Source organism: Bradyrhizobium sp. CCBAU 53415 (assembly GCF_028128735.1).
Lineage (GTDB): Bacteria > Pseudomonadota > Alphaproteobacteria > Rhizobiales > Xanthobacteraceae > Bradyrhizobium.
In genome coordinates, this window is the sequence record NZ_LBJF01000001.1 from 814,514 (window position 1) to 828,127 (window position 13,614).

The 13,614-nt window shown below is 63.3% G+C and carries 12 protein-coding genes; 7 read left to right on the top strand and 5 right to left on the bottom strand.

From position 1 onward, the window contains the following. The first annotated feature begins 84 nt into the window (after nucleotides 1–84). Genes XH87_RS03795 through XH87_RS03810 form a run of 4 tightly spaced genes read left to right on the top strand, consistent with a single transcriptional unit; the run spans nucleotide 85 to nucleotide 3,555 of the window. Entirely contained in the window at nucleotides 85–930 is an 846-nt protein-coding gene (locus tag XH87_RS03795) for an ABC transporter ATP-binding protein (protein ID WP_271586213.1), read from the top strand. Continuing rightward, on the top strand, nucleotides 927–1,712 hold the full coding sequence (locus XH87_RS03800; RefSeq protein WP_271586214.1) for an ABC transporter permease: 786 nt from the start codon (nucleotides 927–929) through the stop codon (nucleotides 1,710–1,712). Before XH87_RS03795 ends, XH87_RS03800 begins: the two co-directional genes overlap by 4 nt. Further along, entirely contained in the window at nucleotides 1,709–2,476 is a 768-nt protein-coding gene (locus XH87_RS03805; RefSeq protein ID WP_271586215.1) for an ABC transporter permease, read from the top strand. The genes XH87_RS03800 and XH87_RS03805 overlap by 4 nt, the downstream gene beginning before the upstream one ends. Nucleotides 2,477–2,508: 32 nt before the next feature. Continuing rightward, a complete protein-coding gene (locus tag XH87_RS03810) occupies nucleotides 2,509–3,555 on the top strand; it encodes a peptidase M29 (protein ID WP_271586216.1) in 1,047 nt (348 codons plus the stop codon). On the opposite strand, the gene XH87_RS03815 is transcribed toward XH87_RS03810, so the two are convergent. Genes XH87_RS03815 through XH87_RS03835 form a run of 5 tightly spaced genes read right to left on the bottom strand, consistent with a single transcriptional unit; the run spans nucleotide 3,552 to nucleotide 9,288 of the window. Beyond that, nucleotides 3,552–4,544, bottom strand: a complete 993-nt coding sequence (locus tag XH87_RS03815; RefSeq protein WP_271586217.1) for a 3-hydroxybutyryl-CoA dehydrogenase — start codon at nucleotides 4,542–4,544, stop codon at nucleotides 3,552–3,554. The genes XH87_RS03810 and XH87_RS03815 overlap by 4 nt on opposite strands. 3 nt (nucleotides 4,545–4,547) lie before the next feature. After that, complete coding sequence (locus XH87_RS03820) at nucleotides 4,548–5,636, bottom strand: NAD/NADP-dependent octopine/nopaline dehydrogenase family protein (protein ID WP_271586218.1); 1,089 nt, start codon at nucleotides 5,634–5,636, stop codon at nucleotides 4,548–4,550. Further along, nucleotides 5,633–7,168 (bottom strand): class I adenylate-forming enzyme family protein, encoded by a 1,536-nt coding sequence (locus tag XH87_RS03825; RefSeq protein ID WP_271586219.1) that lies wholly within the window; start codon nucleotides 7,166–7,168, stop codon nucleotides 5,633–5,635. The genes XH87_RS03820 and XH87_RS03825 overlap by 4 nt, the downstream gene beginning before the upstream one ends. A 2-nt stretch (nucleotides 7,169–7,170) precedes the next feature. Next, nucleotides 7,171–8,460 (bottom strand): acyl-CoA dehydrogenase family protein, encoded by a 1,290-nt coding sequence (locus tag XH87_RS03830; protein ID WP_271586220.1) that lies wholly within the window; start codon nucleotides 8,458–8,460, stop codon nucleotides 7,171–7,173. A 12-nt stretch (nucleotides 8,461–8,472) separates the two neighbouring features. Then, on the bottom strand, nucleotides 8,473–9,288 hold the full coding sequence (locus XH87_RS03835) for an alpha/beta fold hydrolase (RefSeq protein WP_035704998.1): 816 nt from the start codon (nucleotides 9,286–9,288) through the stop codon (nucleotides 8,473–8,475). Between the two features lie 194 nt (nucleotides 9,289–9,482). Between XH87_RS03835 and XH87_RS03840 the strand changes: the two genes are divergently transcribed. The 3 genes from XH87_RS03840 (at nucleotide 9,483) to XH87_RS03850 (ending at nucleotide 13,565) form a co-directional block, all read left to right on the top strand. Next, nucleotides 9,483–10,244: an SDR family NAD(P)-dependent oxidoreductase gene (locus tag XH87_RS03840; RefSeq protein ID WP_271586221.1), complete on the top strand. Its 762-nt coding sequence runs from the start codon at nucleotides 9,483–9,485 to the stop codon at nucleotides 10,242–10,244. Nucleotides 10,245–10,275: 31 nt separating this feature from the next. Continuing rightward, the gene (locus XH87_RS03845) at nucleotides 10,276–11,112 is read left to right on the top strand and encodes an enoyl-CoA hydratase family protein (RefSeq protein ID WP_271586222.1); all 837 of its coding nucleotides are present in this window, start codon (nucleotides 10,276–10,278) and stop codon (nucleotides 11,110–11,112) included. Between the two features lie 101 nt (nucleotides 11,113–11,213). Then, nucleotides 11,214–13,565 (top strand): bifunctional salicylyl-CoA 5-hydroxylase/oxidoreductase, encoded by a 2,352-nt coding sequence (locus XH87_RS03850; protein WP_271586223.1) that lies wholly within the window; start codon nucleotides 11,214–11,216, stop codon nucleotides 13,563–13,565. Nucleotides 13,566–13,614 lie beyond the last annotated feature (49 nt).

A 13,614-nucleotide genomic window follows, 5' to 3' on the forward strand; every position in this document is an offset into this window, starting at 1 on the left:
GCTTCTTGCTAAGCTTGTGCCGCTGACGGAAGACGTTCAGCAGGTTTATCGAAGAATGTTCGCGCGAGTGAGACGAGAGACTGGATGACGGTGGTGCCTGCGAGATCGAGCGAATGGGTGAGACCGGTGACATCACAAGAGCCGGCTTCTGCAATCATCGAGATCGATCGCGTCTCGCAGGTCTTTCAGACCTCGGCGCGCAAGGATCATTTGGCGCTATCGGAGATCTCGCTGACGATCGAGGAGGGAGCCTTCGTCTCCATCCTTGGTCCGTCCGGCTGCGGCAAGTCGACATTGCTCTATATCGTCGGTGGTTTTGTCCGCCCGACGAGCGGCACAGCGAGGATCAAGGGACATGCGATCGCAGGGCCAGGTCCGGATCGCGGACCGGTGTTTCAGGAGTTCGCGCTGTTTCCCTGGAAGACCGTGCTGGGCAATGTGATGTATGGCCCGCGCCAGCAAGGGGTGCACGCCGCTCAGGCAGAAGCGCAGAGCCGGGCCTTGATCGAGATGGTCGGCCTCAAGGGATACGAGAATTTCTACCCCAAGGAATTGTCGGGTGGCATGAAGCAGCGCGTGGCGCTGGCGCGCACGCTCGCCTACCATCCCGAAGTGCTTCTGATGGACGAGCCGTTCGGCGCGCTCGACGCGCACACCCGGACACGCCTGCAGAACGATCTTCTGAACATCTGGGAGCGTGACCGCAAGACGGTGCTGTTCGTCACTCATTCGGTCGATGAGGCTGTCTTCCTCTCGGACAAAGTCGTCATGATGTCGAAATCGCCCGGCCGCATCCGGCAGGTCATCGACATTGATCTGCCGCGGCCACGCCGCCGCAATGAGCTATTGCTCGACCCGCGCTATCAGAAGTACGTCGTCGATATCGAGCGCATGTTCGATGAGAGCGACGAAGCCGGGTCTGTCTCATGATGGCGCCGGCTGCCTTGATCAGGCGGGCCGCTCCGGTGCTGGCCTGCATCGGATTGCTGGCCGTGTGGCAGCTTGCCGCGCTCGCGCTGAAGAACGACAGCTTCCCGACGGCGATCGAGGCGATCCGGGCAGTTCCGGACGTTCTCGGCGACAAGGAATCCCTGATCAACATCCTCGCTTCGCTTCGCCGCATGGCGATCGGGTTCGGTGTGGCGGTGCTGGTTTCGATTCCACTGGGGTTGTTGATGGGACGCAGCCGCGGCGTTGCAGCCTTCTTCAATCCACTTCTGATGGTGATCTATCCGGTACCCAAAGCTGCCTTGATGCCGATTATCATGCTTTGGCTGGGCGTCGGGGACATCACCAAAACACTGGTGATCTTTCTGGGCGTCAGCCTCCCTGTGATCTATCACAGCTTCGAGGGTGCCAAAGCCGTCGAAGAGAAGATGCTATGGTCGGGTGCCGCGATGGGGCTTTTGCCCGCACAACGCCTGGTACGGATCGTGCTGCCCGCGGCGCTGCCGGAAATCCTGACCGGATGCCGCACAGGATTGGTGCTGGCGCTGATCACGATGATCACCAGCGAGATGATCGCCCGTCAATCGGGGGCCGGCAACATCCTGTTCAATGCGCTCGACATGGGTCAATATGACACCGTCTTTGCGATGATCATCATCGTCGGGGCAATGGGAATTTGCCTCGATGCGATTTTCGAAAAGGTACGTGCCAGACTCGTGCGTTGGTCCGAGCCGCAGTTCGACATGCCGCTGAGCTTCTCATGATGTCGCGCTTTCTCTCCCCGAACGTCGTTCTTGGAATCGCCCCGATCGTGCTGGTGATCGCGGTGTGGCAGGGCTTGGTGTCATTCGGCTTTGCGCCCGCGGTCTTGCTGCCGCCACCGGGCTTCGTCTTCGGCCGGCTCCTTCAACAGCTCGTGACGTTCGCCTTTCAGCAGGAGATCGCGGCAACGCTGATCCGGCTGTTTGCCGGATTCTCGATTGCGGTCGTGCTTGGCGTGAGCATCGGTATCGCGGCTGCCGCCAGTCCCGCGATCGACGCCGTGGTCCGTCCGATCGTCCGTGTATTGGCGCCGTTGCCCAAGGTCGCGCTCTATCCGGCGCTCCTGCTCTTGCTCGGGTTCGGCCACGGATCGAAGATCACATTGGTGGCCGCGGACGCGCTCTTTCCCATTCTGCTCTCGACCTACTACGGTGCATCGACCGTCGAGCAGAAGCTGATTTGGTCAGCCATGGCGGCAGGAACGCCGCGCTATGAAGTCCTCTTCAAAGTGGTGCTGCCGGCCGCGATGCCGTCGATCCTGACCGGATGCCGGATCGGCCTTGTCATTTCCTGCATCGTGGTGTTTCTGGCCGAGATGATCACGTCGACGGACGGACTGGGGCACGCCCTGGTAACGGCGGCCCGAACGTTTCAGGCCGTGGACATGTTCGTGCCGTTGATCACGATCTCGCTGCTGGGCTTGATCTTGAATGGCCTGTTGGGAGCCGTGCGCTCGTACTTGCTCCGCGGCTTCCCCGAAGCGTAACAAAAAAGAATCCTGAAGATCGGGAGAGAATCATGCTGGCTGATCGCATCGAAGCAAAATGGATTGACGCATTTTGCGAGATCTTTGAGCGATGCGCCGTCAAGGCCGGAGATACTGCGGCGATCCTCTCGGAAACCCAATCGCGCGCGTTGAACGTGCATCTGGCGGAGCTCGCGCTGCTGCGGATGGGAGCGCGGCCGTTTCACGTCGTGATGCCGACACCGCGCAACCGGCATATCGTTCCGGTGCGCTCGACTGGGGCCAGCGAGGCGATCCAACGGCTTGGCCCGGTCGTCACTGCACTTCAGCAGGCCGGCTTCGTGGTGGATTGCACCATCGAGGGGCTGATGCACGCGGTGGAGACGCCAGAGATATTGAAGGCCGGGGCGCGGATCCTGGTAATCTCGAATGAGCATCCCGAGGCGCTGGAACGGATGGTGCCGGATCGCGCGCTCGAGAGACGCGTTCGAGCCGCGGCCAAGATGTTGCGTGGGACCAAGCGGATGCGGGTGACGTCGAAGTCCGGCACGGCGCTCGATGTTGATATGGTCGGCGCGTCTACGGTCGGGGTGTGGGGTTGGACCGATAAACCCGGCACGCTGGCGCACTGGCCCGGTGGAATCGTCGTCAGCTTCCCCAAGAGCGGGACCATCAACGGCACGTTGGTGATGGCGCCCGGCGACATCAACCTCACCTTCAAGCGCTACCTGACGTCGCCCGTGAAGATGACGTTGAAAGACGATTATGTCGTCGAGCTGGAAGGTGAGGGCACCGACGCAGCAATGATGCGCGCCTATCTCGCCGCCTGGGGCGATCGCGAAGCCTACGCCGTCTCGCATGTCGGCTTCGGCATGAATCCGGGCGCGCGCTATGAGGCGCTGTCGATGTACGATCAGCGCGATACCAACGGCACCGAGATTCGGGCAGTCTCCGGCAATTTCCTGTTCTCGACTGGCGCGAATGAATTCGCAGGGCGCTACACGGCAGGACATTTCGACCTCCCGATGATGGGAACGACGATCGAACTCGACGGCGTTGCGGTGGTCCGGGAGGGTGTGCTCCAGGATGTCTTCGGCTAGTTGCGGTCGAGCACCGGGGGGCGCGCCAGCCCGAAGTGCCGGAGCAGGTCGACCATGGCTTGGAGCCGCTTCGCGCGATAGGCGTCGACGTCGAGCCCGGAATAATCGAGAAATCCTGCGCCAGTGCGCAGGCCGATCCGGCCTTCATGCATGTTGTGAGAAATGACGTCCGGCGCGCGATAGCGCTCGCTGCCGAGCGCGCCTTCCAGATACCGGCTTGCGTAGTAGAGAATGTCGCCGCCGCCCCAATCGATGAATTCGAGCAGTCCGAGCACGGCATAGCGGAAGCCGAAGCCGTAGCGGATCGCCTTGTCGATCTCCTCCGCGCTGGCGACGCCTTCCTCGACCATGCGTGCGGCCTCGTTCATCGCGAGCGCCTGGATGCGCGGGACGATGAAGCCGGGCGTCGCCGCGCAGACAACGGGCACCTTGCCAATGCCTTCGAGCAGAGCTTTGACTTCCTCGATGATGGCGGGGTCGGTGGACTTGCCGGGGGAAACTTCGACCAGCGGGATCAGGTAGGCTGGATTGAGCCAATGCACGTTGAGAAAGCGACGAGGGTTCACGATCGCGCCGGAGAGATCATCGACGAGAATGGTCGATGTCGTCGATGCCATGATCGTGTCCGGACCGACTTGCCTTGAGGCGGCCGCCAGCACCTCCCGCTTGAGTTCGACGACCTCGGGAACGCCCTCGAACACCATGCCGGCCTCAGAGAGCGCTGGACCGCTTCCGCCGGCCGCGACCACCGAGACCCGCGCGATGAGCGGCACGACATCCGCCTCGGTCAAGAGCCCCAGCTTCGACAGGCTGGCAAAGGTCTTCCTGACCTCGTCGCGTGCGTCCGCTTCCAGCCTGGCAAATTCCTCCGCAGAGCGCGCCTTGACGTCGATCATCGTGACGCTGTGGCCCGCATAGGCGAACGCGACGGCGATGCCGCGTCCCATGCGGCCAGCACCGAGGCAGGCGATATTGACGCGATTGGTCATCGATCAGAATCCATTGCGAAGCAGCGTCTGCAATTCAGCCTTGCTGAGATTGCCGAGCCCCAGCGTCTCGAGCGTTCGGCCGCCTTGCGCAAAATCCTCGCCGCAAACCGCGCCGCCGATCGACAGGAACGCTTTGGCCAGCGGCGTGACCACGCCAGCCATGTCGGCGACAGAAGCCAGCAACGACAGCCCGAGCCGCAGATCCTCGCGCATGTAGCGGTGCTCGGTTAGCACGATCCGTTCGCGCCAGTCGCCGGAATCGGTCAGCCGGTCGTGCGAGCCCCGGCCATACATCCAGATCTCGCCTTCCTTCGCATAGTGGTGAGCAAGCGGGAAATGCGGTGCGCCATAGTCGAATGCCTCGCGCACCGCGATTCGCTCGGCATCGAGCGCGTCGGTGACCCGCCGTATCGCGGCTTGGGTGCCTTCCTTGTGGATGTCCCAGCGTTCGAAATGTTCGATCGGCCCTGCGTTCATCACGATCAACGGCGGATGGATGATGGGGCCTGCATTCATCAGCGCCCCCGACAGCGCATCTCCGCATGGTTCGATCACGCCCGGGAAAGCGCGTCCGATGATTTCGAGTGCGTGGGGCGCCCGATCGAGCGGGAACACGCCGACCGGAAGCCGCTTCGCGCGGATGGTGATCGCGACCTCGAATGGCCCGTGCTTGCGGGTGAGCCAGGGCAGGGTGCCGGTCTCGGCAAAGCTAGCCTTCGCAAGGTTCCCAGCATCCTGCGCAGCCTTGGCGAAGATCATCGAGCCGAATGTCGCCGGCGGCAGAAAAACGACCTGGCCGTCTCGCAGATGCGGGGCGAGCAGGCGGGCAATATCTGCTTGCGCGAAGGCGGGAGCGGGGCACAGGATCAACTCAGAGCCATCGACGGCTTGGGCGATATCGGTCGTGACCAGCGCGAGCTTCACGTCGTGGCGGCCGTTGTGATCCTTGACCAGGATGTTCGCCCCCGCGGCCCGATGTGCCGCGACCTGATCGGCATCGCGGCGCCAAAGCCGCACCTCATTCCCCGACAGCGCAAAATCACCCGCGGCCGCGAAAGAGCCGTTGCCCCCACCCAGAACTGCAATCTTCAAGACGCTTCTCCTTGCCTGCGTGATTGCGCATCAAGCTGCTTCAGCAGGAAATGCTGGACCTTGCCCAGCGCCGTCCGCGGCAGATCGGTAACGAAGACGATCTCGCGTGGAACCTTGTAGCGCGCGAGTTGCGCCCGAAGGTGCGCCCTCAATTCGTCCGCTTCGAGCCGGCAGCCGGATCTCGCAATGACATAGGCGATCGGCACCTCGTCCCAGCGCGGGTCCGGCCGGCCGATCACGGCGCATTCGCTGACATCGGGGTGTTCGAGCAGGACGCGCTCGACCTCGGCCGGATAGACGTTTTCCCCGCCGGATATGATCATGTTCTTCTTGCGGTCGCGGACCCAGAAATAGCCGTCAGCATCGCACAGGCCGATATCGCCGGTGCGGTACCAGCCGTCGTGCAAGGCGTCGCGCGTTGCGGCGCCGTTGCCCCAATATTCGAAGAACACGTTGGGACCGCGCACCGCGATCTCGCCCGGCGTGCCCGCCAGCATCTCATTGCCAGCTTGATCGATCACCTTCGCCTCACAGCACAGGCCGGCAAGGCCGGTCGATCCCACGCGCGAAAGATCGCCGCCGAGCCTTGTGTAGATTGCGATCGGGCAAGTCTCGGTCGAGCCGTAGACCTGAAGAACCGGGACGTCGCGCGCGACAAAACGCTCGATCAGGTGCGGAGGCACGATGGTCGAGCCGGTGGCGACGGCCTTGAGTGACGAAAGATCAGCGGTCGCCCAGGCGGGATGCTCGCTTACGGCCTGGATGATCGCGGGCACCATCACCGTGAGTGTCGGCCGTTCCCGTGCGATGGCCGCAAGCGCGGTATCCGGCGCAAAGCGCGCATGGACCGTGACCGTCGCGCCCAGCTGGAGCGCCGGCGTGGTCTGGATGTTGAGGCCGCCGACGTGGAAGAATGGCAGCACGGTCAGCACATGGTCGTCGGACGTCATGTTGTGCATGTGCTGGCTCATGACGCCGTTCCAGAACAGCGCCTCCTGGCGCAGCACCGCGCCCTTTGGCCGCCCGGTCGTGCCTGACGTGTAGACGATCAGCAGCGGGCATGAGAGATCGGTGTGCGGATTTCGGCTGATGCCGTCGCTTCCAGCCAGCAGATCTTCGAATGTTGTGCCGCCGGGCGGCGCGAAGTCGAGGCCGACAACGGCAATCCCCGCCGCGGACTGCGCAAGCTCGTGAAGAACGCCCTCAAAGGCCTGCTCAAGCACGAGAACCTTGGCGCCGGCATCGCCGAGGATGAACAGCTGCTCGGCGACAGCCAGCCGCCAGTTCAGCGGCACCAGCATCGCCCCGAGCCGCGCGCACGCGTAGAGCAGAACCAGATAATCCGGCTGGTTCAGGCTCAGGATCGCGATACGGTCGCCTTGGCCGACGCCGAGCTCCTGCTTCAAGGCGGTCGCAGTCCGCTCGATGCGCGCGGCGAACGCGGCATAGCTCAGCCGCTTCCCTTCGAAGGCAATAGCCGTCTTGTGTGGCGCGAACGCCGCGTTGCGGTCGATCAGGCTGCAGAGGTCCACGGTCAGTCGTCCGTTTCGCCGGCCTCGTACAGCGCTTCGCGCCCGATCCGATCGAGGCAGAGCTCGGCGGTCCAGGGCAGCATCAGCGAGCCGCAACGGCTGTCGCGATAGATCCGCTCCAGCGGCAGCGACCTGAGCATGGCCTGACCGCCGCAGGTGCGGATCGCGAGCGCGGCGAGCTCATTGGCGCCTTCCATCACCGAGTATTGCGCGGCATAGGCCCGCAACACCTGCTCCTTGCTCGGATTGGCGCGCGCCTCGGTGACCGCCTGGAACCAGATCGACTTGATCTGCTCCAGCTTGATCTGCATCTGCGCGACCGCGATCTGCTTGGTCGGATACATCCGCCGCTTGACCGGCGGCATGCCCGGAACCTCGCCGCGCAAGTAACGTACGGTGAAATCATAGGCGGCTTGCGCGAGGCCCATATAGGTCGGCGACAGCGTCAGAAACATGTGCGGCCAGCGCTGAGCTGCCTGGAAATAGACGCCGCGCGGCATCAGCGCGGAATCCTCCGGCACGAACACGTCCTTGAACAGCAGCGTCCGCGAGACCGTGCCGCGCATTCCGAGCGGATCCCAGTCACCGACGACCGAGATGCCTTCTGATTTTGCGGGAATTGCGAGGTAAAGGGTGTTGCGGCGCGATGCCTTCTCGCCTTCCTCGATCTCGGTGCAGAGCACGCCGTAATAGTCGGCATGACCGGAAAGCGATGCAAAGATCTTCTTGCCGTTGACGATCCAGCCACCCGCGACCGGCCTTGCTTCCGTACCAAAGGCGACGCCGCCTGCCGCCGCCGCGCCCCCTTCGGAGAAGGGCTGCGAATAGACCGCACCGTCCGCGACGATGCGCTTGTAGTGGACCGCGCGGCGTCGCTCGTGCTCCGCGCGGGTCTCTGTATCCATGTCCAGATCGTCGGCGAGGGGACCCGACCACAGGGTCGAGCAAACATGCATGTTCCAGGTCAGCGCGGTCGCGCCGCAATAACGGCCGATCTCGGCGGCTGCCAAAGCATAGGTCTGGTAGTTCGCGCCGAGGCCGCCGTGCTTCTTGGGGACGGCAATGCCGAGCAGGCCGACGCGATGCAGGTCGCGATAATTCTCCGTCGGGAAAGTCGCCTCGCGATCGTAGCTCGCGGCGCGAGCGGCGAACACGCTCTGGCCGATCTCGCGGGCGCGCGCAACGATGCCGGCCTGCTCGTCGCTCAAGCGGAACGCGACGGGATCGAAGATCGGCGTATCAAGCGCGACCTTGTTGGTCGTGTCAATCGTCTTGCTGACTTGCATGGTCATCGCGCAGTTACCTTAGGCTTTGATCGCGAGAGAGTTTAGAAACCGGCCGAGAGCTTCGTCAAAAGCACCGGGGCCTTCAAGATTGGCGAGATGGCCGACGCCGGCGAGCTCGACATATTCAGCTCCGGGGATATAGGTCGCCGTCTTTGCCATCATTGGCGCGGGCGCATTGTTGTCCCTGGAGCCGGACAGCAGCAGTGTGGGGACGGAAATATCCCCAAGCGTGCTGCGCTGATCGAAGCCGATGAGAGCCAGCATCATGGCGCGATAGCTTGCCTCGGGCACGCTTCCCATGCACTCGCGTGCAAGCTCCATCCCGTTCGGATCGGGATCGTCACCGACGAGCTCCTTCACCAGCGATGGCGCCAGCGACTTCATGGTCTCCCCGCGATCGAGCGGCCCGAGCCGTGCAGCGATGAATGATTTCTGCCAATCGCCGTCGGCCTTGCCGAAGGCCGGGCTGGTCTGTGCCAGTACGACCGCACGCGCCAGTTTGGGGGACTGCACCAGCCATTTCTGGACGATCATGCCGCCAATGGAATGGCCGACCAGAATAGGCTTGGCCGCACCAAGCTGCTCGATGAATTGCTGAAGCGCATCGGCTAGGGCAGCGATACTGACGCTGGTCAGTGGTGCCGATCCGCCATAGCCCGGCATGTCCCATGCGATCGCGCGGAAGCGGCTGCCGAATGTGGCAAGCTGCCGCCGCCAGGCTCGTGCCGCGCCGCCGATGCCATGCAGGAAGATCAGAGGTATCGCGCCCGGATCGCCCGCGGCTTCATAGGCGAAGCGTCCGTCCCTTGTTATCATTGGCACAGGCTGCGACACGCGACATCCTTTTGCTGGGCCCTTTGATGCTAACAGGCCTGCGGGCGATGGGAAGCGATAATTTTATACTTAAAGCAATTTTCGGGCCGAGTATCGTGCCCGCGCTCGCGATGGTCGGTCTGCGCTTTCGTTGCAAAAGCTTGAAGGTTAAAATATATCGAAAGAACGATCCGCAGATCTGAGGGAGCCAGCGCATGTCCGGATTGCCGCACTCGCCGCACGCGCTGGTGACCGGTGGCGGTAAAGGCATCGGCCGTGCAATCGCGGCGGCTCTCGTCGGTGCCGGCGCGACTGTGACGGTACTTGGCCGGAATGCTGCCACCCTCGAGGAGGCGGTCAAGGCAGGCGCCGCGCACTTCGCGGCTGTCGCCGACGTCTCGAACGAGATCGCTCTGAAAGCCGCCATCGCCGAGGCCCATGCGCGAAAGCCGATCGATGTCCTGATCGCCAATGCGGGGAGTGCCGAATCCGCGCCATTTGCGAAATCGGACAGCGCTCTGTTTGCTCGCATGATGGACATCAATTTCATGGGCGTGGTCCATGCCATCCACGGCGTGCTGCCGGGCATGAAGGATCGTCCCTATGGCCGCATCGTCGTGATTGCGTCGACGGCGGGGCTCAAGGGCTATGCTTATGTCAGCGCGTACAGCGCGGCGAAGCACGCTGTGGTTGGTCTCGTTCGTTCGCTTGCCCTCGAGGTGGCCGGCAGCAATGTGACCGTGAATGCGGTTTGCCCGGGTTTCACTGATACCGATCTGGTCGCCGGCAGCATCGAAAACATCATGAAGAAGACGGGACGGAGCCGCGAGCAGGCGATCGCCGAGCTCGCCAAGCATAATCCGCAGGGACGGCTGATCACACCTCGAGAGGTGGCGGACGCTGTGCTTTGGTTGTGCGGCGAGGGCGCTGGTGCGATCACCGGACAGGCGATTGCAGTCGCCGGCGGCGAGATTTAGCGGAGCGGAACAAACATACCGAGGAGATCGCATGAGCAGACCAGCCAATCCCGTCACCGTCCCGCTTGCCGATTACTCGCCGCAGCACTTCCTGCTGGCCGTGGTCGACGGTGTCGCGACGGTCACGCTCAACCGCCCTGAACGAAAGAATCCGCTGACGTTCGAAAGCTACCGGGAACTGACCGATTTCTTCCGCGCCTGCGCGTTCGACGACGCGGTCAAGTCCATCGTCGTCACCGGCGCCGGCGGCAATTTCTCGTCCGGCGGCGATGTGTTCGAGATCATCGGCCCGCTCGTGAAGATGAACACCAAGGGCCTGACCGCCTTCACGCGGATGACGGGCGACCTCGTCAAGGCGATGCGGGCCTGCCCGCAGCCGATCGTGGCCGCGGTCGAGGGCATCTGTGCCGGGGCCGGGGCAATCGTCGCCATGGCCTCGGATATGCGCCTCGCGGCGAGCGGGGCCAAGGTGGCGTTCCTGTTCAACAAGGTGGGGCTGGCCGGCTGCGACATGGGCGCCTGCGCAATCCTGCCGCGGATCATCGGGCAGTCGCGCGCCTCGGAATTGCTCTACACCGGCCGGTTCATGACCGCGGAAGAGGGCGAGCGCTGGGGCTTCTTCAGCCGTATCGTGACGCCGGAGCAAGTGTTGCCCCAGGCGCAATTGCTGGCCAGGCAAGTCGCTGAAGGACCGACCTTCGCCAACACCATGACCAAGCGGATGCTGGCCATGGAATGGGCGATGTCGGTGGAGGAGGCGATCGAGGCGGAAGCCGTGGCTCAGGCCCTGTGCATGACAACGGCCGATTTCGAGCGCGCCTTCGAGGCTTTCGCCAACAAGGTCAAGCCGGTCTTCAGGGGCGACTAGGCCGATCGCCTTTGCGGCGGCCGCGCCGACAACGGGGACTTGCGCAAAAATATTTTAGGCTTAAAATAGTTTTCGTGGCCGGGTGAATTGGCGAGGCTCCCATGAAAGTCGCGATCATCGGTGGCGGACCTGCGGGTCTCTACGCTGCGATCCTGCTCAAGAAGCAGCGCCCGGGCGCCGACATCGCGGTGTATGAGCGCAACCGGGCCGATGACACTTTCGGCTTCGGCGTGGTGTTTTCGGATGCCACGCTGGACAATTTCGAAAAGCACGATCTTCCGAGCTACCGGCGTATCACCCAGGAATTCGCCTATTGGGACGACATTGCCGTGCATTTCCGCGGCACGGTGCACCGGGTCGGCGGCAACGGCTTTTGCGGCTGCTCACGCCGAAAGCTGCTTCTGATCCTTCAGGAGCGCGCCCGCGAGCTTGGCGTCGTCCTCCACTTCGAGGTGGACATCGACGACGAATCCCGCTTCGCCGATGCCGATCTCATCCTGATCGCCGACGGCATCAACAGCCGCTTCCGCGAGAAATACGTCGATCATTTCCAGCCGGAAGTCGACGTCCGCTCCAACAAATTCGCCTGGATGGGCTCGACCAAGCCGCTCGATGCCTTCACCTTCATCTTCCAGGAAACCGAATGGGGGCCGTTCATCGCCCATGCCTATCAGTATGAGGCCGGGCATTCGACCTGGATCTTCGAGACGGATCCAGAGACGTTCGAGCGGGCCGGCCTGACGGGGCTGGACGAGACGCAATCCGCCGCACGGATGGCGGAGATCTTCGGCTGGTTCCTCGGTGGACACAAGCTGCTCATCAACCGTTCGATGTGGCGCAATTTCCCGATGATCCGCAGCAAGCGCTGGGTCAAGGACAACATGGTGCTGCTTGGCGATGCCAAGGCGAGCGCGCATTTTTCGATTGGCTCCGGCACCAAGCTCGCGATGGAAGACGCGATCGCGCTCGCCGAAGCGATGGAGAAAGCTCCCACCATCGAGGCGGCGCTCGATCTATACGAGCACGGCCGCCGCGAGGAGGTCGAGAAAACCCAGCACGCCGCCGACGTCTCGCTGGTCTGGTTCGAGCACGTCGACCGCTTCTGGGACTTCGACCCCGTGCAGTTTGCCTTCGGCGTGATGACGCGCTCGAAGGCGATCACCTACGATAATCTGAAGCTCCGCGCGCCGGATTTCGTGGCCGAGGTCGAGAAGTCGTTTGCCAGGCAGGTGCGCGGCAGCGGCTTCGATGTCGACACCGATCGGCCGATGGTGCCGCTGTTCCAGCCGTTCCGGCTGCGTGAGATGGAGATCGCCAACCGCGCCGTGATGTCGCCGATGTGCATGTATTCGGCGAAGGAAGGTGTGCCGACAGACTTCCACCTCGTGCATTACGGCTCGCGCGCGATCGGCGGCGCCGGATTGATCTTCACCGAGATGACCTGTGTCAGCCGCGACGCCCGGATCACGCCCGGCTGCGCTGGCCTGTGGAACGACGAGCAGGAAGCCGCATGGCGGCGCATCGTGGATTTCGTCCACGGCAACTCGGCCGCAAAAATCTGCCTTCAATTGGGCCACGCCGGCCGCAAGGGCGCAACCAAGCTGATGTGGGACGGCATGGACCGTCCCCTGGAGCAGGGCGGCTGGGAGGTGTTTTCGGCATCGCCGCTGCCCTATTTCCCCGATAGCCAGGTGCCGCGCGAGCTCGATCGCGCCGGCATGAATGCGGTGAGGGATGCTTTCGTCGCGGCGGCCGAGCGCGGCGAGCGCTGCGGTTTCGACATGCTCGAATTGCACTGTGCTCACGGCTATCTGCTCGCCAGCTTCATCTCCCCGCTGACCAATACCCGCACGGATGAGTATGGGGGGACGCTCGCCAACCGGCTGCGTTTCCCGCTCGGGATCTTCGAGGCGCTACGTGCGGTGTGGCCGTCGCACAAGCCGATGTCGGTGCGTATTTCCGCAACCGACTGGGCGGAAGGTGGCATCACCGGCGACGACGCTGTCGCCGTCGCGCGCGCCTTCGCCGAAGCGGGTGTCGATCTCGTCGACGTCTCGACGGGGCAGACCGTGCGCGATGCGCTGCCGGTGTACGGGCGTATGTTCCAGACGCCATTTTCGGACCAGGTTCGCAACGAGGCGCGCGTGGCCACCATGTGTGTCGGCAACATCACGACGGCGGATCAGGCCAATACCATTTTGGCCGCCGGCCGTGCGGATCTCGTCGCGCTCGGTCGTCCGCATCTGGTCGACCCGTTCTTCACCATGAAGGCGGCGGCCTGGTACGGGGCAAACGACGCGTTCTGCCCGCCGCAATATCTGCCCGGAAAAGATCAGATTTTCCGCAACAGCGTGCGCGACCGGCAGGATCTCGAGGAGCTGAGAATTAAGGCTAAGCCGAAGACGCGGGCCGAGCTCAGGGCGGAGGCGACAAAGCCGCTTGCAGCGGAGTGACCGCCCGTGCGACGTTAACCCATTGCCTGTGTTTCGAGTGGAGTAAGGG